The organism is Sphingopyxis selenitireducens, from assembly GCF_051550705.1.
Lineage (GTDB): Bacteria > Pseudomonadota > Alphaproteobacteria > Sphingomonadales > Sphingomonadaceae > Sphingopyxis.
The window spans coordinates 1,238,248-1,258,034 of sequence record NZ_JBPULG010000001.1 but is presented as its reverse complement, the minus strand read 5'-3'; the positions used below and the strand labels follow the sequence as shown (position 1 = coordinate 1,258,034).

General features: G+C 65.8%; 19 protein-coding genes and 1 tRNA gene. 9 read left to right on the top strand and 11 right to left on the bottom strand.

Translation table 11 applies throughout. The features are described 5' to 3' along the window. Positions 1 to 53: 53 nt before the first annotated feature. Entirely contained in the window at positions 54 to 689 is a 636-nt protein-coding gene (locus ACSYDV_RS05730; protein WP_438322776.1) for a TetR/AcrR family transcriptional regulator, read from the top strand. Here the strand turns inward: ACSYDV_RS05730 and metW are convergent. Together metW and metX are read right to left on the bottom strand one after the other, a co-directional pair. Then, entirely contained in the window at positions 670 to 1,263 is a 594-nt protein-coding gene (gene metW / locus ACSYDV_RS05725; RefSeq protein ID WP_438322775.1) for a methionine biosynthesis protein MetW, read from the bottom strand. The genes ACSYDV_RS05730 and metW overlap by 20 nt on opposite strands. Before the next feature lie 2 nt (positions 1,264 to 1,265). Next, entirely contained in the window at positions 1,266 to 2,387 is a 1,122-nt protein-coding gene (gene metX, locus ACSYDV_RS05720) for a homoserine O-acetyltransferase MetX (RefSeq protein ID WP_438322774.1), read from the bottom strand. Positions 2,388 to 2,464: 77 nt separating this feature from the next. Between metX and hisC the strand changes: the two genes are divergently transcribed. Then, positions 2,465 to 3,571 (top strand): histidinol-phosphate transaminase, encoded by a 1,107-nt coding sequence (gene hisC, locus ACSYDV_RS05715; RefSeq protein ID WP_438322773.1) that lies wholly within the window; start codon positions 2,465 to 2,467, stop codon positions 3,569 to 3,571. Positions 3,572 to 3,576: 5 nt separating this feature from the next. Beyond that, positions 3,577 to 4,485 (top strand): prephenate/arogenate dehydrogenase family protein, encoded by a 909-nt coding sequence (locus ACSYDV_RS05710; protein ID WP_438322772.1) that lies wholly within the window; start codon positions 3,577 to 3,579, stop codon positions 4,483 to 4,485. 85 nt (positions 4,486 to 4,570) lie between these two features. On the opposite strand, the gene ACSYDV_RS05705 is transcribed toward ACSYDV_RS05710, so the two are convergent. From ACSYDV_RS05705 to ftsE, 4 genes are read right to left on the bottom strand one after another with little or no spacing between them, the layout of a single operon-like run. Continuing rightward, on the bottom strand, positions 4,571 to 5,281 hold the full coding sequence (locus ACSYDV_RS05705) for a lysophospholipid acyltransferase family protein (RefSeq protein ID WP_438322858.1): 711 nt from the start codon (positions 5,279 to 5,281) through the stop codon (positions 4,571 to 4,573). Between the two features lie 5 nt (positions 5,282 to 5,286). Beyond that, entirely contained in the window at positions 5,287 to 5,817 is a 531-nt protein-coding gene (locus tag ACSYDV_RS05700) for a YdcF family protein (protein ID WP_438322771.1), read from the bottom strand. Then, positions 5,814 to 6,719, bottom strand: coding sequence for a cell division protein FtsX (locus ACSYDV_RS05695; RefSeq protein ID WP_438322770.1), 906 nt, complete (start codon positions 6,717 to 6,719; stop codon positions 5,814 to 5,816). Before ACSYDV_RS05695 ends, ACSYDV_RS05700 begins: the two co-directional genes overlap by 4 nt. Before the next feature lie 7 nt (positions 6,720 to 6,726). Then, the gene (gene ftsE, locus ACSYDV_RS05690; protein ID WP_438322769.1) at positions 6,727 to 7,464 is read right to left on the bottom strand and encodes a cell division ATP-binding protein FtsE; all 738 of its coding nucleotides are present in this window, start codon (positions 7,462 to 7,464) and stop codon (positions 6,727 to 6,729) included. A gap of 171 nt (positions 7,465 to 7,635) precedes the next feature. On the opposite strand from ftsE, the gene ACSYDV_RS05685 reads away from it, so the two are divergent. Continuing rightward, positions 7,636 to 8,427, top strand: coding sequence for a zinc-ribbon domain-containing protein (locus ACSYDV_RS05685; protein WP_438322768.1), 792 nt, complete (start codon positions 7,636 to 7,638; stop codon positions 8,425 to 8,427). A 32-nt stretch (positions 8,428 to 8,459) separates the two neighbouring features. Here the strand turns inward: ACSYDV_RS05685 and ACSYDV_RS05680 are convergent, their stop codons facing one another. After that, positions 8,460 to 9,491, bottom strand: coding sequence for a YeiH family protein (locus tag ACSYDV_RS05680; protein ID WP_438322857.1), 1,032 nt, complete (start codon positions 9,489 to 9,491; stop codon positions 8,460 to 8,462). Between the two features lie 146 nt (positions 9,492 to 9,637). Between ACSYDV_RS05680 and ACSYDV_RS05675 the strand changes: the two genes are divergently transcribed. Both ACSYDV_RS05675 and ACSYDV_RS05670 read left to right on the top strand, forming a co-directional pair. Next, positions 9,638 to 9,714, top strand: a tRNA-Arg gene (locus ACSYDV_RS05675). Between the two features lie 384 nt (positions 9,715 to 10,098). Then, entirely contained in the window at positions 10,099 to 10,419 is a 321-nt protein-coding gene (locus ACSYDV_RS05670; RefSeq protein WP_438322767.1) for a hypothetical protein, read from the top strand. Here the strand turns inward: ACSYDV_RS05670 and ACSYDV_RS05665 are convergent. Beyond that, positions 10,416 to 11,252, bottom strand: a complete 837-nt coding sequence (locus ACSYDV_RS05665) for a 23S rRNA (adenine(2030)-N(6))-methyltransferase RlmJ (RefSeq protein WP_438322766.1) — start codon at positions 11,250 to 11,252, stop codon at positions 10,416 to 10,418. The genes ACSYDV_RS05670 and ACSYDV_RS05665 overlap by 4 nt on opposite strands. Before the next feature lie 491 nt (positions 11,253 to 11,743). On the opposite strand from ACSYDV_RS05665, the gene argE reads away from it, so the two are divergent. Further along, positions 11,744 to 12,940 (top strand): acetylornithine deacetylase, encoded by a 1,197-nt coding sequence (gene argE / locus ACSYDV_RS05660; protein WP_438322765.1) that lies wholly within the window; start codon positions 11,744 to 11,746, stop codon positions 12,938 to 12,940. Between the two features lie 9 nt (positions 12,941 to 12,949). After that, the gene (locus ACSYDV_RS05655) at positions 12,950 to 13,708 is read left to right on the top strand and encodes a GntR family transcriptional regulator (protein WP_438322764.1); all 759 of its coding nucleotides are present in this window, start codon (positions 12,950 to 12,952) and stop codon (positions 13,706 to 13,708) included. 16 nt (positions 13,709 to 13,724) lie between these two features. On the opposite strand, the gene ACSYDV_RS05650 is transcribed toward ACSYDV_RS05655, so the two are convergent. Genes ACSYDV_RS05650 through ACSYDV_RS05640 form a run of 3 tightly spaced genes read right to left on the bottom strand, consistent with a single transcriptional unit; the run spans position 13,725 to position 19,191 of the window. Beyond that, the gene (locus ACSYDV_RS05650; RefSeq protein ID WP_438322763.1) at positions 13,725 to 15,023 is read right to left on the bottom strand and encodes a spinster family MFS transporter; all 1,299 of its coding nucleotides are present in this window, start codon (positions 15,021 to 15,023) and stop codon (positions 13,725 to 13,727) included. After that, on the bottom strand, positions 15,020 to 17,014 hold the full coding sequence (locus ACSYDV_RS05645; protein ID WP_438322762.1) for a S9 family peptidase: 1,995 nt from the start codon (positions 17,012 to 17,014) through the stop codon (positions 15,020 to 15,022). The genes ACSYDV_RS05650 and ACSYDV_RS05645 overlap by 4 nt, the downstream gene beginning before the upstream one ends. A 50-nt stretch (positions 17,015 to 17,064) precedes the next feature. After that, entirely contained in the window at positions 17,065 to 19,191 is a 2,127-nt protein-coding gene (locus tag ACSYDV_RS05640; RefSeq protein WP_438322761.1) for a TonB-dependent receptor, read from the bottom strand. Between the two features lie 133 nt (positions 19,192 to 19,324). Between ACSYDV_RS05640 and ACSYDV_RS05635 the strand changes: the two genes are divergently transcribed. Then, positions 19,325 to 19,786 carry an acyl-CoA thioesterase gene (locus tag ACSYDV_RS05635; protein ID WP_438322760.1) on the top strand — a complete coding sequence of 154 codons (462 nt, stop codon included), beginning with the start codon at positions 19,325 to 19,327 and terminating at the stop codon, positions 19,784 to 19,786. Position 19,787 lies beyond the last annotated feature (1 nt).

The window sequence follows — 19,787 nt, the reverse complement described above, 5'->3', positions numbered from 1 at the left end:
AAAGCCACGATGGCAGCGCGAGCGCACCGCACGGGGAAGGGATGCAGCCTGCCATGGATCAGCCGCACGTCGCGACAGGGGACGAGCCCGGAGCTTCCGACAAGACGCCGCGCACCGAGCGTGGCCGGCGGACCCTGCGCAAATTGCTCGACGCTGCGGCGATCGAGTTTGGCGAGCGTGGATTTCACGACGCCTCGATCAGCGGCATCACGCGGCGCGCAGGCACCGCGCTGGGCAGTTTCTATACCTATTTCGATTCAAAGGATGCGATCTTCCGGGCGCTTGTCGCCGACATGTCGGGCCGGGTGCGCGACCATGTCGCCCCGGCGATGGAGGGCGCAAAGGGCGCGATCGACGCCGAGGGCCGCGCTCTGGCCGCCTTCCTGCACTTCGCGCGCGAGCATCAGGAAATTTATCGCATCGTCGACGAGGCCGAATTCGTCGATCCCGACAGCTTTCGCGGCCATTATACGACGACCGCGGAGCGCATTGCGGCACGCCTTGCCGCCGGGGCCGACGCGGGCGAGCTCAGGAGCGGGATCGGCGAGGTCGAGGCCTGGGCGATCATGGGAATGAATGTGTTTCTGGGGCTGCGTTACGGCGTGTGGGACCGGCGCGAAGATATTGCCGGCGTCGCGGGCCGCGCCAATGCGCTGATCGCCGACGGGATCAGGAAGCCGCGCGGCTGATCAGGAAAATGGCGTGTTCGGCGCGCCAGCTTGCTGCGGCGTCGCTGGTCGGCCGGTCGCCCGACAGATACCATGCGGCCTCGACCGAAATCCCTTTGCCGCCCACGAGATCGCGAAAATCGCTGACGGTGACGTGGTGGATGTTCGGGGTTTCGTACCAGGCAACGGGCAGCAGCCGCGTCACCGGCATCCGGCCGCCCCAGAGCAGCGCGAGCCGCACGCGCCAGTGCGCGAAATTGGGAAAACTGACAAAGGCACGCGGCGCGATGCGCAGAAGTTCGTCGATCACGCGATCAGGGCGTTCGGTCGTCTGCAGCGTTTGCGACAGGATTGCATAATCGAAGGCATCGCCGGGATAGTCGGCGAGGTCGCGGTTGGCGTCACCCTGTACCACCGACTGGCCGCGCGCGATCGCGGCGGTGACATTGGCGGGGTCGATCTCCAGCCCGCGCGCATCGACGCCCTTGGCTTGCAACGCCGCCATCAATTCGCCGTCGCCGCAGCCGACGTCGAGAACGCGCGCGCCGGCGGGTACGGCGCCGGCGATGGTCGCAAGGTCGGGACGCAGCGCCATCGTCAGATGTTCGCCGTCAAGGCGCCGGCGACGATCCGGTCGAGCGCGGGCACGTCGAGCAGGAAGCTGTCGTGGCCGAACGGCGCCGACAGTTCGACGAAGCTCGCTGCGGCGCCGACGCTTTGCAGCGCCTGGACGACGCGGCGCGATTCGCTGGTCGGATAGAGCCAGTCGGTGTCGAAGCTGACCAGGGTGAAGCGCACATCCTTTGCCGCAGCGAACGCTCCGGCGAGCCGTCCCTCGTGTGGATCGGCGAGGTCGAAATAATCCATCGCGCGGGTGATATAGAGATAGGCGTTCGCGTCGAAGCGATCGGTGAAGGCCAGCCCCTGATGCCGCAAATAGGATTCGATCTGGAAATCGGCATCGAAACCAAAGCTTTTGATGTCGCGCGCCTGCAGACGGCGGCCGAATTTTTCGGTCAGCCCGGCTTCAGACAAATAGGTGATGTGCGCCGCCATGCGGGCGACCGCGAGGCCTTTGGCCGGTGCGCGGTTGCTGGCGTAATATTGGCCGTCCTGCCAGTCGGGGTCGGCCATGATCGCCTGCCGCCCGACCTCGTGAAAGGCGATATTCTGTGCCGAATGGCGCGCCGCGCTGGCGATGACGACCGCCGAAGCGATGCGCTCCGGATAATGGACCGTCCACGCGAGCGCCTGCATCCCGCCCATCGACCCGCCGACCACCGCATGAAGCCGCGCGATCCCCAGATGATCGAGCAGCATTGCCTGCGCACGCACCATGTCGCCGATGGTGATGACGGGAAAATGCATAGCGAGCGGCTGGGCGGTTATCGCGTCGGGGGTGGCCGGGCCGCTGGAGCCCATGCAGCTGCCGAGCACATTGGCGCAGATAACGTGGAAACGGTCGGTGTCGATCGGCTTGCCCGGACCGACCATGCGGGCCCACCAGCCCGGTTTGCCCGTCGCGGGATGGTCGCTCGCGACATATTGGTCGCCGGTCAGCGCGTGGCAGATCAGCACCGCATTGGATTTGTCGGCGTTCAGCGTGCCATAGCTTTGATAGGCGATGGTGACCGCATCGAGCCGCTGGCCGCTGTCGAGCGGCAGTGGCGCGCGGATCGTCACGCTCTGGTGCTGGATCTGATGGAGCATGCTCGCCATGATGCGGCGGGGCTAAGGGCGCGCGGGCGGGCTGTCAACGGACTGGACTCAGCGCCGCCACGCGTTAAACGCCGCGCATGACCGAAACGACCCGTATCTTGCAGCCGAAGCCGTGGATCAGCGGCATCGCTCCTTATGTTCCCGGCAAATCGGCGGGCGCCGACGGCCGGCCGCTCGTCAAGCTGTCGGCGAATGAAAATCCGCTCGGCACGGGCGAAAAGGCGCGCGCGGCGTTTCGCGCCGCGGCGGACGATCTGGCGCGTTATCCCGATCCGGGCGCGGCCGCGCTGCGCGAGGCAATCGCGGCGAAATATGACCTCGACCCGGCGCGTGTCATTTATGGCACCGGTTCGGACGAGCTGCTCCACCTTGCGACGAGCGCCTATGCGGGGCCGGGCGATGAGGTGCTTTATGTGCGCTATGGTTTCGCGGTCTATGAAATCGCCGCGCGCCGGGTCGGCGCGACGCCGGTCGAGGCGCCCGATCGCGACTATGCGACCGACGTCGACGCGCTCCTCGCGGCGGTGACCGACAAGACGCGCGTCGTCTTCGTCGCCAATCCGAACAACCCGACCGGCACATTGTCGTCGCGCGCCGATATCGCGCGGCTCCACGCCGGGCTGCCCGCCGATGTGCTGTTCGTGCTCGATCAGGCCTATGCGGAATATCTGGAGCCCGATGAGGATGACGCCGGACTGGCGCTCGCCGAAACTGCGGCCAATGTTTTCGTCACGCGTACCTTTTCGAAGATCCACGGCCTTGCTGCCGAGCGCATCGGCTGGGGCTATGCGTCGAGCGAGGTGATTTCGGCGCTCCACAAGATTCGCGCGCCGTTCAACGTCACGCGTTGCGGGCAGGAAGCGGCGATTGCGGCGATCGGCGACGATGATTTCGTCAACCGCAGCCGCGCACAGAATGCCGAATGGCGCCGCTGGCTGGCGGGCGAGCTCGAGAGCCTTGGCAACCATGGCGTGCGCGTCGTGCCGTCGGCGACCAATTTCCTGCTCGTGCTGTTCGAAGGCAAGGTCAGTGCCGAGGCGATGAACAATGCGCTGATGGACGCGGGCTATATCGTCCGCTGGTTGCCGGGGCAGGGACTGCCGCATGCGCTGCGTATGACGATCGGCACCGAAGAAGAGACGCGCGGACTCGCGGCGGTGATCCGCGCCGCGCTGGAAGGCTGAGCGCGATGGCGCGCAGCGTCGAACGGGTGGCGGTCGTCGGGCTGGGCCTGATCGGATCGTCGATCGCGCGCGCGGTCAGGGAACGGCTGCCGCAGGTCGTCGTGACCGGCCATGACGCGAGCGAAGCGGTGCGCGAGACCGCACGCGGGCTCGGATTGTGCGACCATCTGGCGGACGATCCGGCGGCGGCGGTCGAAAATGCCGATATCGTCATCCTCGCGGTGCCGGTTGGCGGTATGGCCGACGCCGCACAGGCGATCTCGCCGGGACTGGCGTCGCATGCGATCATCTCCGACGTCGGATCGTCGAAGGCGGGGGTCGCCGCCGCGCTTGCCAAGACGCTGCCCGATCATGTCGTCATTCCCGCCCATCCGGTCGCCGGGACCGAGAATAGCGGCCCCGCGGCGGGCTTTGCGACGCTGTTCGAGGGGCGCTGGTGCATTTTGACCCCGGGCGCCGACGCCCCCGCCGATGCGGTCGAGGCGGTGTCGTCGCTGTGGAAGGCGCTGGGCGCCAAGGTTGACGTCATGGACGCCGCGCATCACGACATGGTGCTGGCGGTGACGAGCCATTTGCCGCATCTGATCGCCTATACGATCGTCGGCACCGCAAGCGAGCTGGAAGAGGTTACCGAGAGCGAGGTGATCAAATATTCGGCGGGCGGTTTCCGCGACTTCACCCGCATCGCGGCAAGCGACCCGGTGATGTGGCGCGACGTGTTCCTTGCGAACAAGGATGCGGTGCTCGCGACGCTGCAGCGGTTCAACGAGGATCTGACGGTGTTGCAGCAGGCGATCCGCCGCGGCGATGGCGGCAAGCTGGAGGACTGGTTCACCCGCACCCGCGCGATCCGCCGGTCGATCATCGCCGAGGGGCAGGATGATCCGGCGCCCGATTTCGGGCGGAAGCATTGATACCATCGTCGCCCCCGCGAAGGCGGGGGCCGCTATCGAGATAGCGCAAGGTTGCCAGTGGCCCCCGCCTTCGCGGGGGGGACGTTCAGGATTCCAACAACGCCTCGGGCGGGTTCAGCGCGTTGATCGCGGCGCGGACCCGCGCTTCGGCTTCTTCGCGCGGGAGCCCGGCGGGGATCGTCTCACCGACCTTGTAGATAATCGTCCCCGGCCATTTGACCCAGCGGCGCGGTGGATAGGCGACGCCGCTGTTCACCGCGACGGGGATGACCGGCACGCCGAGCAGGCGGTACATGCCCGCGAAACCGGCGCGCAATTGCGGCGCCTCGCCATGCGGAACGCGCGTCCCTTCGGCGAACAGGCAGAGCGGCCGGCCCGCCGCGAGCGCGGCCTTGGCGGCGCCGAGCATCGCGCGCATCGCCTTGCCACCGCCATCGCGGTCGACCGGGATCAGGCCATAGAAGCGCGCCGCCTGACCCCACACCGGGATCGAGAACAGCTCTTCCTTTGCGAACACGGCGGGGTGCTTGAACAGCATCGGCTGCTCGACCGTTTCGAACGCCGATTCATGCTTGAAGACATAGAGCACCGGAATGTCGGGCATTTCACCATCGACGATGATGGTCTGGCCGAGGAGGAAGCGGCAGAAATAGCGGTGCGACGTCGCCCAGATGCGCACGAAGAAAATGGTGCCGCGATGCGAGATAGGCAGCGCGATAACGCCGCCGATCGAGCTGATGCTGCTCATCACGAAAAAGGCGATCCAGAACAGGATCGAGCGGATCAGGGCGATCATATACTTCACAGGCCCAGCCATCCGCCGGCGATTCCCGCCAGATATTTGTGATATTCGCGAAACAGCGTCGCGAAGTTCGGCTGGCTGCGCACCGCGTCGGGCAGGATCGTCACCTTGTCGCCGATTGCGCGGGCGATTTCATATTCGGCGCGGCGCATATGCCAGTCGGTGGTGATCAGGCGGATGCTCTGATAGTTGCGCCGCGCAACCCAGGTCGCGACTTCGGTCGCGTTCGAGCGCGTATCCTCCGCCTCGAACCCCAGTGCGATGCAGCAATCGAATAATTTCATCGGGCGGTGATAGGTTGCGGCGAGTTCGCGCGGTTTGACCTCGCGCGCGACGCCGCTGATCAGCAGCCGCTTTGCATCGCCCGCCTCCAGCCGTTCGAGCGCGCGGTCGATCCGGCCGGGGCCGCCGGTCAGGACGACGATGGCGTCGGTCTTCTGATCCTTGGCGGGCAGCGGCAAGAGCAGCGCGAACCAGGCGAAGCCAAGCACCCAGGCCAGGAAGAGCAAGGAAATCAGGCGCTTGATCATAAAATCTTCTTGAGCGCGCTGAGCAGGGTTTGCCGCGCGGTAAGGGCTGCAAGCGCGATAGCCAATAGCGGCAAGGCCAGCAAGAGCAGCCAGCCGGCGGGGCCGAGCGAGGCGGTCGCGGCGAGTCCCGAGGTCACCCCGGTCCATTGCCATCCGATCAGCAGCAGGATCGCGGTGGCGACCGTCGTGCCGAGCGCGATGCCATAGGCGGTGTCGATCGCGATGCGGCGCTGAAACAAGCGGGTGATCTGGCGGTCGGTCGCGCCGATCAGGTGGAGCATCTCGATCGTCGGATAATGGGTGGCGAGCGCGGCGCGCGCGGTCATGATCACCACTGCGGCGCTGGCGAGCGCCATCAGCAGCACCAGCCCGCCCGCGACCCACGCCAGCGAGCGGATCAGCCGCGCGACGGGGCCCAGCCATTCGGCGTGCGGGATGATCCGCGCGCCGGGCGCTTCTTGCGCGACCAGTTTTTGCAGCGCGCGCATATGGCCGGCATGCTTCTCTCCGACGAAGTCGATGTCGATCAGCGCGGGGAGCGGCAACGACTTCAGCACCGGGTCGTCGCCCTCGGCGCTGCCGAACCATTGGCCGAGCGTGGCCTGCAGCTCCTCCTGTTCGACCGAGCGCGCCGACAGGACGAAGGGCTGTGCGGCGGCGCGGCGGCGTAAGTCCCGCGCCTGTTCGGCGCGGATCACCGGATTGGCGTTGACGATCTGCACCGTGACGCGCCCCGCGATCGCATCGCCGATCGCGTTCGCCGAGCGGGCCAGCCCGACCCCGGCGGCGGCGGCGAGCAGGGTGAGCATCATCAGGATCGCGATCACCCACGGCGTCGGACCCGACAGGCGGCGATCGGGAAGCAGGCGGCGGTGCTGGACGGGGACGCGCGGGATGATCATGCCCAAATCACGTCCTGTTCGCCGGCGGATAGCGCAGCGCGCCGGTCGGATCGGCGAGGCGGCCGCGTTCGAGCCGCATCATCTGCGCATTTTCGATCCGGCTGATCAGATGGATGTCGTGGGTCGCGACGACGACGGTGGTGCCAAGGCGATTGAGCGCCTCGAAAAGCCCGAGCAGCCGCATCGCCATTTCGGGATCGACGTTGCCGGTCGGTTCGTCGGCGATCAGCAATTGCGGGCGCGCGATCACCGCGCGGGCGATCGCGACGCGCTGTTGTTCGCCGCCCGACAGCGTCGCGGGGTGCGCATGGGCGCGCTCGCTCAGCCCGATCCAGCTCAGCATTTCGCCGACGGGGCCCGACAAATCCTCTTCGCTGACCCCGGCGATGCGCAGCGGCAGCGCGATATTGTCGCGGGCTGAGAGATGCGGGATCAGGCGGAAGTCCTGAAAGACGACGCCGATGCGGCGGCGAAAGCCGGGCAGACGGTGGCGCGGCATCGACACCAGATCTTCGCCGAACAGGCGGACGATGCCACGGCTCGGGCGCTGCGCGAGATAGAGCAATTTGAGCAGCGAGGTCTTGCCCGCACCCGACGCGCCAGTGAGGAAATAGAAACTGCCCGGTTGCAGATTGAAGCTGATGTCGGCGAGCACTTCGGCATCGGGGCCATAGCGCAGGCCGACGCCGTCGAATTCGACCATCGCGCCGCCGGGACGGGGAATTGCGGTTGCGGTTAATGTCATCGTGTCACCCCGGCGCGGTTTCGCGCCTTTGCCCATTGGGTCAGCAGGGGAGCCTCCGCGCTCATCCCGACGCCTGTTGCACGGCTGTTCGGCGAGGTAAAGCGGCGAGTAATCGTGATGGCACGACGCGGCGCTTGCAACACCGCGACTCAGCGTGTTTAGAGGGGTCCCATGATCCTCGCCTGTCCGTCCTGCCACACCCGTTATGTCGTACCCGACACGGCGATCGGTCCAAACGGTCGCACGGTGCGTTGCGCCAGTTGTCGCCACAGCTGGTTTCAGGAACCCGCCGCGAGCGCTGCCACGGCCGCGCCGCCGGCCCCGGAAGCGGTTGCCGAACCGGCGCCCGCTCCCACGCCCGTTTCTTCCGCACCTATAGCCGCTGCGGAGGCCGATGTTGCCGCTCCGGCGGTCGCCGACCCCGCGCCGCCCCCGCCGCCCGAGACGTTTGCGGCGCCCGCATCGGCAGAGCCCGCGCCGCGTCCCGCGCGGACGCCGGTGAACGATACGCCGCTGCCGTTCCGCCGCGCGCGCCGCAATCCGGCGAAGCGCTGGACGATCATCGCCGCCGGCGCCGCGGCGCTGATGGTGGGGGCGACCGGCGCGCTCTATTGGTTCGGGTTGCCGAGCTGGGCGCAGGGGCTGGGGCTTCCCGGCGCAACCGACGAGCCCGATCTGGTGATCGAACTGCCGCCGAACCAGGATCATCGCGAGCTTGCCGACGGCACGATCTATTTCGCCGCATCTGGGGTGATCATCAATCCGACCGACCGCGAACAGCGCGTGCCGCCGATCCTCGCCGAATTGCGCGATGCGCAGGGGACGATCGTCTATAGCTGGACGATCAAGCCGCCGGTGCGGATGCTGCCGCCGAATGAAAAGGTCAATTTCAGTGAAGCGAAGCTCGACATTCCGCGCCGCGCGACGCAGCTGACCGTCAGCTGGGCGTTACCCAAAAGCTAGGGCAAACAGCAGTTTGATGTGGCGTCACGGCGTCACAGGCTGAGCGCCGCCGCCAGTGACAGCAAAAAGCTGGTCAATGTCGCGATGATGATCGGCGCGAAGCTGCGCCAGCCCTGATCGAGCAGCAGCGCGAGCCGCGCCTTCATCGCAGTCGCGACGATGGCGAGCAGCAACAGCGCCTGTGCGCCGCCGTTCGCGGCGTGCTGAACCGGTGCGGGAATCACGGCGAGCGAATTGACCGCGGCGACGGCCAGGAAACCGGTGATGAACCAGGGTAGCCGCAGCGGGATGCGCAGCTTGCCGTCTTCCCGGGTGACGCCGCGGCTGAGCCACATCGCGATCAGCGTCAGCATCGGCGCGAGCAGGGCGACGCGTGCCAGCTTGACGATCGTTGCGACCTCGCCGGCCTGCGGCGAGAAAGAAAAGCCGCCGCCGATCGCCTGCGCGACGTCATGGATGGACGCGCCAATCAGGAAACCCGCCTGCGCGTCGGTGAGCCCGAATTCGGCGGCGAGCACCGGATAGGCCGACATGGCGAGCGCGCTCGCGACGGTGATGCCGACGAGGGTGAGGGTGAAGCGAGCCTGATCGACGCGCTTGTCGCCGATCAGCGAATAGAGCGCGAGCGCGGCCGATGCGCCGCAGATCGCGGTCGCGCCCCCGGCGAGCAGTGCGGCGTGGCTGTCCTGCCGGAACAGCCGCGCGGTCGCGACGGTGACGATGATCACGGCGAGCATGATCAGGACGAGGAAGACGAAGGGCAGCGGGCCGAGTTCGGCGAGCTGCTGCGCTGTGATTCGCGCGCCGACGAGGACGATACCGATGCGCAGCGCGGTCTGCGACAGCAGGTCGAGCCCGGCGTGGGTGCGCTTGTCCTGCGACAAAAAGCTCATCGCAAGGCCGATGAGAAGCCCCATCAAAACCAGCGGCGCGGCATAATGATCGGCGAGCCACGCCGCGGCGAGCGCGGCGATGCCGGTGACGAGAATGCCGGGCAGATAGTCGCGGTGCCGGGCGGGCGGATGCACCTCGAGTTGCATCTCGCCATAAAGATCGGCGGCCATCGGCCAGCCCGTTTCGGATGGTTTCACTTCGGCTCCCTGTGCCGTGGCGGTGCCTCGCTTTGCACATCTGCGCGCGCGCGCGCAATGATCGTGCGATAAGGCCATTGCTGGCGCGCCCGGAGCTTGCTAGAGGCCGCGCTCTACCGGCACCCGTAGCTCAGCTGGATAGAGCGCTGCCCTCCGAAGGCAGAGGCCAGGGGTTCGAATCCCTTCGGGTGCGCCATTTCCCAACGGTTTAGCGACCGCATCGCTGCTTTCGTCAAATATAGCGGCGTTAGGCCAGTGTGGACGCCGCTAGGCGTCCACCGCTCGCCGCGCTCAAAACGGCTGGTTGAACGGCTCGTCATTGTCGCCCGCCCAATCGCTGCCGCCCAGCTTTGGCGGAACGAGCACCTGATTGCGGTTTAGTTTCGTCCGTTCACACCCTGCTGATGCTGAAGACCATCTATAGGAGGGATGCTTACGGGCTATGAATGGGGACTCTCAACCTTCCACTTTCGGTCGATATCGTCCCGCGGAGTGGCTGTCCTGGCCGACAAACGTTCCGGTACCCAATCTTTGATGTGAACCGACTGGAGTGCCGCGCCTAACATGCTAAGGGCATCCTATGCTTCACATGCACGGCCGCGGCGGCACCGTCGAAATCGATGGTGCCAAATATGACTGGGAACTCCTGAGCGAGCCCCAACTATCCTCTTCCGATGGCTGGAGGGGCATGACGGTCTCCTTGCGCCAGAGAGATATGCCACGCGAAGCCGTGCTGGAATTTCCGACGCCCAAGCGCCTGTTGAAAGGATTGCCGAAAGGGCGTTCGCACATCAACGACGCGATAGCCTTGCGCGGGGTGCGAGCGGCATTGTCGGCAGGATGGGACCCGGCTTCTCGCGGCAAGCCCACGGTCTTCATGGTTGATGCCAACGGCGACTAAGCGCGATCGCCCAACCAATCGCAGATAATCTCTCCCCTATGCCCCTCCGGCGCCAGCGCGGCGCGCAGGGCTTCCAGCAGGGGCGGCAGCGCCTGCGTGAAGGCGTAGGGCGGGTTGACGATGAAAAGGCCCGCGCCGTTATAAATGTCGGGCTGATCGCTGTCGTACAGCCAATGCTCGACCACCAGAAACTTCGGGATGCCGAGGTTCCGCAACTGCTGCTTCCACCGCCGATGCGTCTCGCGGTCCTTCAGCGGATACCAGATCACCGTCACGCCATGCGCCCATTTGCGGGTAGCCGCGGCTAGGGTGGCGGTGATGCGGGCGCGTTCGTCGGTCTGCTCATACGGCGGGTCGACTACCACCACGCCGCGCGCGGTGCGCGGCGGCACCATCGCCAGCCAAAGCTCGTAGGCGTCGCGCTGATGCACGGCGGCGGATGTGTCGCGCATCGCGCCCCGCAGGGCATAGACGTCTTCGGGATGTTTCTCGTTCAGGATCAGCAAATCCTGCGGACGCAGAAGCTGCGCCAGAAATCGCGGCGATCCGGGGTAGAGGCGCGGCTCGGCCCCGGCATTTACCGCCTGTACGGCGACGCGGTAGTCGTCCAACAAGGGGTTTGTGTCGGCGAAGGCTCGCAGCACGCCCTGTGCGGCCTCGCCGGTGCGTTGAGCCTCCTCGCCGCCAAGGTCGTACAGCCCGCAACCGGCATGGGTGTCGATCAGGGTCAGCGCGCCCGGTTTTTGCTGCAAGGCGCGCACGAGGGCGATCAGCAGGCTGTGCTTTACAACATCGGCGCTGTTTCCAGCATGGAAGCTATGGCGATAATTCATTGTAATTCAAAATCCCGGCGATCTGCCTTCATGCGAACGGCTGGGCGCGGAAGCCGAGCGCGAGGCAATGGAAGCAATCAATCCGGTGCCCGTATAGAATCGGGCGGAAACCTTCAAAGCATTCTGCACAAGACCTCAAGCCCGCGTTAGCGACCGTCACCAGAGGCATAGGCCTCGCATGGAATGTTCGGTCATCGCGGAGCTGGATGCGATTGGCATCGCCGCGAAGCGCCCGGTCGCCTCGCTGCGGCCAATGAGGGGAGTTGGGGCAGAAGATGCTCCTTCAAAACTTATCTATCTTCACGCACATCGCCCATCATGGGGCGCAATCGCTGTTGACTGCCGACAGGAAAAATACAATATGTATACAAAAGTTTGTGATCGGCATCCGCAACAGGGGTATTCATGCAGGAAGGTTTTGAACGGCGCGCGCGGAAGAGATGCGTTCGAAGGTCTTTCGCGTCGTTGACGGGCGTGAAGGGGCAAGGGCGATGACCGGTGCGCCGCGGAACGACGACAATCTTTCCCCCGCGCTTGCCGCGTCGGCGATCGATATCCTCGGGCGCCTGATTGCGTTCGACACCACCTCTTCGGGTTCGAACCTTGCGCTGATCGATTATGTCGAGACCTATCTGGCGGGCCATGGCGTCACCGCGCGGCGGATCGCAAACGCCGATGGCAGCAAGGCGAATTTGCTGGCGACGATCGGTCCTGTGGGCGCGCGGGGAATTGTGCTGTCGGGGCACACCGACGTCGTGCCGGTCGAAGGACAGCCATGGAGCCGCGACCCCTTCACCCTCGTCGAGCATGAAGGGCGGCTCTATGGGCGGGGGACCGCCGATATGAAAAGCTTCATCGCGCTGGCGCTGGCGGCGGTGCCGTATCTTTCCCCCTCGACGATGACGCGTCCGGTCCATCTGGCCTTTTCCTATGACGAGGAGATCGGCTGCCTCGGTGCGCCCGACCTGATCGACGCGCTGGTGGCCGAGGGGCACCGCCCCGTGGCGGCGATCGTCGGCGAGCCGACCGACATGGCGATCATCAACAGCCACAAGGGCATTCATCTTTATGAAGTCGTCGTCACCGGGCGGGAGGCGCATTCGAGCCTGGTGCATGAGGGCGTCTCGGCGAATATGGTCGCGATCGAGATATTGGCGGTGCTCGGTCGGATCGCCGAAAGCGAGCGCACGGACCATCGTGACGCGCGCTTCGACCCGCCCTGGTCCACGCTGACGGTGGGGACGATCCATGGCGGCACGGCGGCGAATATCCTCGCCCGCGAATGCCGATTTACCTTCGACCTGCGCACCGTGCCCGACCGCGATATCGATGCCGTGCTGGCCCCCTTCTGGGCCGCGGTCGATGAGGCGCGGACGCGCCTGAAGCGGGAGGGCGAAGAAACCGGCGTTATGGTCCACCCGATCGCACAGGTGCCGCCGCTGCGCCGCGAGGAGGAGGGAGCGGCCGAGCATTTTGCCGCGCTGCTGAGCGAAGTCACGGCGCCCCCGGGCGCGGTTTCCTATGGCGCGGAAGCGGGGCAGTTCCAGAGGGCGGGCGTATCCACGGTGATTTGCGGCCCGGGTTCGATCATGCAGGCGCATCGCCCCGACGAATTTATCGAGATTGCGCAAATCGAGGCGGGCGCGCGCTTCATGTCGAGGTTGATTGCGATCACCCATGCAGAGTAGAGATCGGCGATGTGCGCAGCCCGAACCAAATCCGCAAAAACCGCCGAATCAACAGAGGCGGTCGACATAGGCGACGAGATCGCCCGGCAGTCTTCGGGGCAGAAGGTCTATGCCTTGCTGCGCGAGCAGATACTGAACCTCGACCTGCCGCCGAACACCGAGCTGGACGAGGTCCAGTTCAGCCGCGAGCTGGGCTTTTCGCGCACCCCGATCCGTGAGGCGCTGATCCGGCTCGCGTCCGACAGCCTTGTCGTGCTGGCGCCGAACCGCGGCGCGCGCGTCGCGCCGCTCGATCTCGATCAGGTGCCGCAGGTCCTGGAAGCGCTCGAGCTTTATGAGCGTGCGACGACGCGCTGGGCCGCCCTGCGCCGGCAACCACACCATCTTGAACTGCTCGAACAGCGCAACCGCGAGTTTGCGGCCGCCAGCGAAACGCGCGACCCGCGCCTGATCGTCGAGGCAAACTGGGCGTTTCACGACGCGATCAATCAGGCGTGCGGAAACAGGTTTCTTGCCGCGGACTGCTCGAAGATGCTGCGCGGCGTGATGCGCCTGTCGCTGCTCGCCTTTCGCCAGAATGGCGCGGCGCTGCTGAGCTATTCGGATGTCATCGATCAGCACAATCAGATGATCGATGCGATCCGCCGCGGCGATGCGGACGAGGCCGAACGGCTTGTCTATGAGCATTCGGACGAGTTTCGCGAGCGGATGAAGACCTTTATCGCCGGTTCGAGCACCGCCGATTTCTCGCTGTCCGGCCGCGGCTGAGCCGCGGCCTCCTGTTTCAATCCTCCAGATCTTCCGCGACCTTACTGCTGGCGCGGTAGAAGAAAAATGCGGTCGGGACGGTCAGCGCCATGACGATGATCAGCGCATAGCGTAGCCCTTCGGGGCCGTGGATCGCGCTGAAATGGTCGCTGAGTGCGCCGGTGATCACCGGGCCAAGCCCGAAACCCAGCAGGTTTCCGAAGAAGAGGACGACGGCGATTGCCGTTGCGCGGCGCGCGCTGCCGCACACGGCGTGGATCGCGGCGAAGGCGGCGGGCAGGGCGGCGTAGAGCAGGATGCCGCCGATCGTGCTGACGATCAGAAAGGTCGGAAGGTCGTCGATCAGGAACATCGCGCAATTGGGCAGAGCGGCGAGGCCGAAGGCGATGGCCGGAAAGCGGACGATCCAGCGCGGATCGCGCCGTGACAGCGCATCCTGGATTGCGCCGCCGGCAAGGCTGCCGATCAGCACCGCGAACGCCGAAGTGGCGCCATAATAAAGCCCGGACTGCTCGATAGGGCTTTCGATCACCCTGACCATATAGGAGGGCACGAAGACGAGCGAGCCGTAAGCGGCGAAATGATAGAGGGTGAAGCCCGCGAGCATCAGCACGAACGACCGCTTCCCGGCGAGGCGGCCGACCGAAGTGCGAAAATCCTCGGTGCTGCCACGGGACACCGCAGCATCGACGCGCTCGCGCGGCTCGTCGAGCACCCAGTAAACGAGTGCGGCGATGAGGAGACCGGGCAGGCCGAAGGCAACGAGGGTCGCGCGCCAGCCATAGGCGGCGACGAGCTGCGATCCTGCGGACAGACCGATCAGATAACCGACGGTTCCCGATGTCGCGAAGATACCGATCGCGCGGGCGCGCTGCGCGGTGGGAAAATAATCGACGATCAGCGACTGGGCGGGCGGCGTCGCGCCGGCCTCTCCCACCCCGACGCCGATGCGCGCGAGCAGGAGCTGCCAGAAGCTGGCCGCGGCCGCGCACAGCACGGTCATCAGGCTCCACACCGAGATCGCGACCGCGATCAGTTTCCTGCGGTTGCCGCGATCGGCAAAGCGCGCGATCGGCAGGCCGAACGCCGAATAGAGGAGGGCGAAGGAGAGGCCGCTCAGCAAGCCGAGCTGGGTGTCGGAAACCTGGAACTCTTGCTTGATCGGTTCGAGCAACACCGAAATGACGACGCGGTCGATCGAACTCGACGCGCCGACGAGGAACAGGATCGCGAGGAAGGTCCAGCGCCGGGCGGGGGTGTAGAGATGCGCCGCGCTGCCGCCCTGCGTGGCGGCGGGTTGAGGGCCGGTACTCAATTGCGGCCTTCCCACCGCGCGAACCAGTGCAGCACGCGGGTTCCCTGATCGATCTGTGCCTCGTAGCGTAACGCGGCGTGGCCCTCTTCGGGATAAAGCACCAGTTCGGTCGGCACATCGCCGAGCACGAGCGCGTGGTGGAACTGCACGGCCTGTGCGGGCGGTGTGGTCTTGTCGATCTCGCCCGCGATAAGCAGCGTTGGGGTCGTCACCTTGTTTGCATGGGCGAGCGGGCTCCGCTGATCGAAGGTGCCGCCGACATCATAGGGATCGCCGCGCGAATAGAGCGACAGGAATTCGGGGTGATGCGCGGTGAAATACTGGCTGCGCATGTCGGTCAGCGGCGCAATCGCGCACGCGGCCTGAAAGCGCCCCGTCTGACCGACGAGCCAGGTGGTCATGAAGCCGCCGTAGCTGCCGCCGGTGACGAACAGCCGGCTGCCGTCGACCGGATGATTGGCGATGACATGGTCGATCCCCGCCAAGATGTCGTTCGCATCCTCGCCCGCCATGTCGCCGATCACACGGCTCGCGAAATCGAGCCCGCGTCCCGAACTGCCGCGCGGGTTGGGAAAGAGGACCGCATAGCCCGAACTGACGAGCAGCGCCGCGAGCGGGTTGTCGAAGCTCCAGCTGTCGCGGAACAGGTGCGAGGGGCCGCCGTGGATGAAGGCGACCAGCGGCGGACGCTCGATGCCTACGGGCATCGCGAGATAGCCGAGGATGTCGAGCCCGTCGCGGCCCTGCCAGCGTACGACCTCGGCCGGTTTCATACGTGCCTGAATGGGTGCGAGATCGGGCGGGGTGAGATCGAGCAACATCTGCTCGCCCACAGCGTTCGAGCGCGCGAGATAGGGATAGCGGTCGAAGGCATGGCCAGGAACGAGGACGGCATCGTGCCCTTCGGGTACCGCATAAGGCACTTTGCGGCCCGCGGTGCCGGGGGCTCGCCATGCGATCGTGGTGATATTGCTCGCGATATCGAGCGTGCCCGCAACCGATCCGGGCGCGGCGAAGCCGGCGAAGAAGAGGCGGTTCGCGTCGCGCCAGGCGAGCGCGGAGACTTGCGCGCCGATATCGGGTTCGCGCGCCGCGCCGGTCGCGCGGTCGTAGAGGATCAGTGAGCCAAGCTGGACGGTGCGGTGGAAGCGGCCTTCGATTGCTGCGATGGTCTTGCCATCGGGCGATGCCGTTACGCCCGCGATCTCGACTTCGGGTGCGGCGAAGCGTTCGAAGGCGCCACCTGCCGCCGGGGCGATCGCGATTTCGGTTTGATACCAGCCGCCCTCTGTGGGACTCGCCGAGATGACCGCGACGACCGCGTCGGGACCGCACCAGTCGGCCTCCCAGACATTCTGGTCGTCGGCGCCGACGCGCGCGAGCGCGCCGCTTTCGATGTCGAGGATATGCGCATGGCGCCACAGGCCGTCGTGGCCGCCGGTTTCGACGGTCGGCATCCACGACGGGCGTTCGCTGCTGGCCCCTCCGATGCGTGCGGTCGCCGCCGATCCGGCAGCATCGGCGCCGGCGTCGGCGCTCTGGAGCAGGATATGGCGGCTGTCGGGCGCCCAGACGAAACTCTCGATGGCTTCACCGGCGATGGGCGCGGGTGCGGTGGCGGCCTCGGGCGCGTCGGCCGGTGCGATCATCAGCTGGAAATTGCCCGCGCCATGATCGCGGTCGGACAGGAAGGCGAGGCGGGCGCCGTCGGGCGACCATTTCGGCTGGCTGTCGTTTGCGGTGTCGCTGCCGAGAAGCGTGACCGCGCCATCGGGGGCGAGAAGGCCGATGCGGGTGACGGGAAAGCCGCCGCCAGCGCACATCATCGGGCCCGAAAAGGCGATCACGCCGCTGACCGGATTTGCCGCGACATGGACAATGCCGTGGAATTGCGCAGCGCCGGGGCGATAGAGGCGCTCGAAATAATCGCGAACCCGGGCTTCGACCGGATCGGCGTTGGGGGAGGAGGGGATTTTATCCGGGGAGGTCACGGGCAAACCTTTTGAAGAGGGGGCCGGATTGCTCCGGCCCCCACAAAGACTCAATAGCGGAATTCGAACTGCAGGCCGAAGGTGCGCGGGCGCACGCGATACTGCTGGCTGATATCCGTCGGCGGCTGCGTGATGCCATCCCAGCCGCCGATATTTTCGGCGTAAAGCGTGGCCGTCCACTTGTCGGGCGATTCGATCCCGATGCTGGCGCGTGCGAGCAAGGGTGCATCGCTGATGAAGCTCCGCGCGGCGCCCGCGACGAGCAGGCGCGCCGGGATTTTCGAGCGGTAGGTCAGCGATCCCGACACGATGCCCTTCAGCCCTGCGTCTCCGACCGGGAAGCGGTAATCGAGGAAGCCACTCGCGGTATATTCGGGCGAGAAGGCAAGGCGGTCGCCCTTGTTATAGAGGGTGACGGGGCCGCCGGCGGTTTGCGTGATGATCGGACCCGACAGGTCGAGGCCGTTCCAGCTGAAGGTGCCGCCGATGTCGAGTCCTTCGACCGGATGCGCGGTCAGCGCGAGGTCGGCGCCGAGGCCGCTGGCCTTCGGTCCGTTGACCGAAGCGGCGAAGACGACGCCGTCGATATCGACGTTCAGATTCTGCTGAATATCCTTCCAGTCGATATAATAGAGTGCGGCATCGAAGGTGAGCGCGCCGCCCAGCAGACTGCCCTTGGCGCCGACCTCGTAGTTCGACAGGCGGTCGGCCTTGACCGGCGGGATGCCGGGGGCGGTGCGGATGATGGTCGGGCTCTGGTTGAAGCCGCTGCGGAAGCCTTGCGAATAGGAAGCATAGGCGGTGAACCGCCGGCTCGGCAGCCAGGTGATCACCGCGCGCGGGGTCACTGCATCGAAGGTGTCGGTGCGGCGCGCGAGCGGCTGTGCCGGGTTGCCCGTGGTCGGGGTGAGCTCGATCTGGGTCACGCGATCCTTGAAATAGCGCAGCCCGCCGGTGACTTCGAGCGTGCCGTCCATGAAACTGCGCGTCACTTCGCCGAAGGCCGCGAACGAGCGCGACTTGTCCTTGAAGTTGATCGGCGCGGGAAGCACGAACAAGGTCTGGTTCAGAAGGTCGGATGCGTCGCGGTAGAAGCCGCCCACCGACCAGCGCCAGTCGCCGCCGCCAGTCGAGTTGATCAGCACTTCTTCGGTGAAGATTTTAGAGCTGATTTCGGTGTGGAGCGTCTGGTTCGCGGCGAGATTGGTATAGTCGCGCTCGCTGAGGTTCGAAAATTTGAGGTAGCTGGTCGCGCTCGACACTTCGAACGCGCCGAAATCATAGCCGAGCTTGGCGCTGAACGCGTCATAGTTCAGCTTCTGCGGCAGCGGCACGGTGGTGAGCTGGTTGCCATCGTCATTGGCATAGGCGGGCGCATCCTGATCGATGCGCGAGATCCATGCCGACAGGCCGAAGCTGAAGTTGTCGGTCGGCTGGCCGTTTAGCTTGATGCGGACGTTGCGCGAACGACTGTCGTTGGCGTTGTTGACGCCGCGTCCGGGCTGGTCGATCCAGCCGCCGGCGCTTTCGAAACCGCCGACGACGCGGAGGCCGAGCTTGCCCTCGACCAGCGGGATATTGACCGCCATGTCGCCGCGGTAGCTCTGGTCGCCGCCTTCGGTCGCGGCGACGCCGGCGCGGGTCTTGAGTTCGAAGCGGTCGAGGTTGGCGTCGTTGGTGAGGACGCGCACGACACCGTTCAGCGCATTGGCGCCATAAAGCGTACCCTGCGGCCCGCGCAGCACTTCGATGCGCGACATGTCATAGGCGTTGGTGTCGGGCAGGATCGCCGATTTGACGAGGCCGAAGGGGACCGAGTCGATATAGAAGGCCGAGGTGCTCGATCCGGCGAGCGTCGCGCCGTTCGCGGCGACACCGCGAATCGTGAGCTGCGTTCCGCCGCCCTGCGGCGAGTTGGTGATCGAGATGCCGGCGACCGAACGCAGGGCTTCGCTGACGCCGCCGCTGGCCTGGGCATCGAGGTCCTTGCCGCTGAGCGAGGAGATCGAGATCGGAACATCCTGGAGCCGTTCGGCGCGCTTCTGCGCGGTGACCACGATTTCGTTCGCGCTGTCGGCGCCGTCGGCCTCTTCAGCCGTCTGCGCGAGAGCGGGCGTCGCCCACAGCAGAGCGGCGAGAACGCCAAGGCCGGATCCAGTCTTCAACTTGCTACGCATAATGTCCCCTTTTGCACTTTTTATGGATTGTGACGAGAGTGCGAATACCCAGTGAACACATTGTGTATAATCTGTGTAGACAAGTCAAGCGTGGGTGATTAGTCCGGTGCCATCGGCAACGGAGAGACGCATCATGGGACCGGAAATCACCGCAGAATCAGCAGGAAGCGCTCCGGTTGAAACTTTTCGCGGAGTCGTCTTTCCTTGGCATTGCGACGCGATGGGGCACATGTCGGTGCAGCATCAGGTGCCGCTGCTCGACAATGCCGTCTATCATTTGCTCGGCTTTTTTGGCCCGGCAGCGGGACAGATCGATGGCCGCAACGCCGGCTGGGCCGATGTCTCGCACGAGATTCGCTATCTTCACGAACTGGTCGCGGGCGACCTGCTGATCCTTTCGAGCGGCATATTGTCGATCGGGCGCACATCGCTGCGGCACCGGACGATATTGTCGCGGCGCCCCGACGCCACGGCCTGCACGATATTGGAAGGCGTCACCGTCCGCTTCGATCTCGACGCGCGCAAGGCGACGCCCTTGTCCGATCGCGAACGCGCCATCGCCGCGCAGCTGATGCTGCCGGCCGAAACACACTGAA